The organism is uncultured Amnibacterium sp., from assembly GCF_964245895.1.
In the GTDB taxonomy this organism is placed as follows: domain Bacteria; phylum Actinomycetota; class Actinomycetes; order Actinomycetales; family Microbacteriaceae; genus Amnibacterium.
The window spans coordinates 1-2,623 of the sequence record NZ_CAXTOQ010000256.1 but is presented as its reverse complement, the minus strand read 5'-3'; the positions used below and the strand labels follow the sequence as shown (position 1 = coordinate 2,623).

At 69.5% G+C, this 2,623-nt stretch carries 4 protein-coding genes; 1 reads left to right on the top strand and 3 read right to left on the bottom strand.

Going from position 1 to position 2,623, the window contains the following annotated elements; genetic code table 11:
* The coding region (locus ACFE60_RS18700; protein WP_375390353.1) for a VanZ family protein at positions 1-430 on the bottom strand (430 nt) is incomplete at its 3' end.
* A gap of 119 nt (positions 431-549) precedes the next feature.
* Between ACFE60_RS18700 and ACFE60_RS18695 the strand changes: the two genes are divergently transcribed.
* Positions 550-756 (top strand): CopG family transcriptional regulator, encoded by a 207-nt coding sequence (locus ACFE60_RS18695; RefSeq protein WP_375390352.1) that lies wholly within the window; start codon positions 550-552, stop codon positions 754-756.
* Positions 757-817: 61 nt separating this feature from the next.
* On the opposite strand, the gene ACFE60_RS18690 is transcribed toward ACFE60_RS18695, so the two are convergent.
* Together ACFE60_RS18690 and ACFE60_RS18685 are read right to left on the bottom strand one after the other, a co-directional pair.
* Complete coding sequence (locus ACFE60_RS18690; protein WP_375390351.1) at positions 818-1,792, bottom strand: glycosyltransferase family 4 protein; 975 nt, start codon at positions 1,790-1,792, stop codon at positions 818-820.
* Positions 1,783-2,623 (bottom strand): glycosyltransferase (locus tag ACFE60_RS18685; RefSeq protein ID WP_375390350.1); only part of this gene is annotated, 841 nt, incomplete at its 5' end. The genes ACFE60_RS18690 and ACFE60_RS18685, both read right to left, overlap by 10 nt.

Below are 2,623 nucleotides of genomic sequence, written 5' to 3'. Positions count from 1 at the left end.
GGATCAGCGTCCGCAGCGCGACGGCGACCAGGCAGCCGATCACCGCGCCGAGGCTGTTGGCGACGACGTCGCCGGGGCTGGAGACGCGGCCGGGCAGGAAGAGGCCCTGCGCCGTCTCCACGCAGGCGGACAGCAGGGCGCCGCCGACGATCGCTGCCCACCACAGGCGGAACGGCAGCAGCACGCTGAGCAGGAAGCCGACGGGCACGAAGAACACGACGTTCGCGGCGAACTCGATGAAGCCGTAGTCGACGAAGGTCGGGATGCCCTTCGACCACAGCTTCGCCAGCAGCCGGTCGATGTACGGCGCCATGCCCTGGTCGACGGTGGTCGGCCACAGCGTGACGACCAGCACGACGACGAGGTACATCACCGAGAGGGCGGCGACGAACCGCACGCGGAACGCGCCGGCATGCGTCGCGCGGGCCATGGCGGACGATCGTACGGCCCGGCGGTCTCCCCCGCCGGGTCGATGGCCCCCGAACGGGGGGCACGACACGCCCCGGAGGGCCACCGCCAAGGCCTCCACTTCAACCGTACGTTGAAGGTATGGCCATGACGCTCCGCCTCAGCCCCGCCGAGGACGAGACCCTCGCCCGCCTCGCGCGCCAGTTCCGGATGAGCAAGAACGCCGCGGCCGCGCAGGCGATCGAGACGGTCGCGCCGCGCGCCGACCACCCGGAGTTCGTGGAGGCCGCGACGACGCGTCTGCTCGAGCGCTACGGCGATCTGCTCGGACGTCTCGCCCACGCCTGACGCTCCGCCGCCTCGGCACTCCGGTCTCGGAGTCGTAGAGAGGCGAGCGAGCCGACCGGAGCTACTGGTCGCGCTGCTGCGCCTCGAGCTCGCTTCGCACCCGGCGAGCGACCGCATCCCACGAGTACCTGGCACGCCATCCGTCAGGCGAGTGTCGAGGTGGTCGCGGCCGGTTCAGGACCTGTTCGATCGCACGCGCCCACGCCAGTTCATCGAGCGGATCATCGACGGCGGTCCCGTACGACCCGATGATCGACCCGAGCGGAGCACAGCCCGCCCAGTGGACGACGGGAAGACCCGACGCGATGGCCTCGACCGCCGGCAGACCGAAGCCCTCCTCGAGGGACGGCATGACGAGAGCCCGATGCGCAGCGTACAGATCACGCAGCGTCGCGTCGTCGCATCCCGCCACGACCCGCACCCTCCCGTCGAGCCCGTGCTGCTCGACGAGGCGCTGCACGCCGGCGGCGTCCGCTGTCACAGTCGTCAGCCGGATGCCGTCGAGTGCGGCGAGGGCTCTGAAGAGGACGGTCGGGTTCTTGTGCGGCTTCAGGTTGCCGACGAAGAGCAGGTCCTCTCCGGCCTGCTCCTTCGTCGCGGGCTCGAAGAAGACATCCGCGCACCCGTTGCCGACGTCCGCGACGCGGACGTCGGCATCGTCCAGCCACCGCTCGATGACCGTCTTCGACGACTGCGACACGGTCAGGACCACACCTGAGCGCTTGATGGCGGGTCGCACCACCGACTCGTAGTACCGGCGTTTCACCCAGGACGCTTCATCGGCGTGGGAGAGGTGGATGAGGTCGTGAACGGTCAGAACCTGACGGGCCAAGGTCGGACCAGCGTTGAAGCCCGGCGTGTACACGAGATCTCGCCGCCCCAACGAGAGTCGGAACGGGTTCAGCAGATCGAGTGGCGAGAGCGGATCGACCGGGCCTCGGAGACGCGTCGATTCGAGGTGCAGGCGACCGAGCACCTCTGTGCCGAACCGTGCGATCCCGTGCTGCCCACGCCACCGTGCGTCCGTCAGGAGCACGGCACGACCTCGCGATCGAGCGCGGCGTCCAGCCAGGCTCTGACCCGGACCTGGAACGCACTGACCGAGAACGAGGTGGCGTACGAACGGATGATCGCGCGGTCCAGCCGCCCGGCCTCCTGCACCGCCCGACGGAGGCTCGAGGCGTCGAACTCCTCCAGCAGGCACCCGCTGAGCCCTGGCACCACGCTCTCCCGGACCCCGCCGAGAGCATTCCCGATCACGGGCGTACCGCACGCCATCGCCTCGACGGGCATCATCCCGAAGTCCTCGACCGCGGGGAAGACGAACACCGACGCGCGCTGGTAGAGCGCGTAGAGCAGGGCGTCCTCGGGCTCGTCCACGATGTGTACCGGCACGGTCGCTGACGCCGCTTCGGCGAGAAGCGCGTCCCGCTCCGGCCCACCGCCTGCGAGCACCACGGGAAGACCGGACGCCTCGCCTGCCCGGATCACGAGGTCGAGCCGTTTGTACCCGATGAAACGTGATGCTCCGAGCAGGAACTGCTCGGGAAGCCCGTCGAGCACCGTGCGCTCGTCCTGCTGCAGAACAGCAGCCCAATCGTCCACGGCTTGGATGCGCTCGACGTCGACCGGTGGGTGGATGACCTGCGCATCGCGCCCCCACGCCTTCTTGATCCGCTCGCGGACGTAGTCGCTGTTGGCTGCGATGGAGGTCGCCTCGTGCGCACGGAACCGGTCGATGGGCTTCAGGATGAGCGACGCGACCCGAGCCACGACGCCGGAGCCGCGGTCATCGAGCTCCGGGTTCCAGATGTACCGGGCAGGCGAATGGACGTACACGAGCTTCGGTGTACGACGCGGCCGGACT

What these genes read in the sequence shown, in the direction of transcription:
- ACFE60_RS18695 (WP_375390352.1), top strand. Translation starts at nt 550, where the DNA reads ATGGCCATGACGCTCCGCCTCAGCCCCGCCGAGGACGAGACCCTCGCC.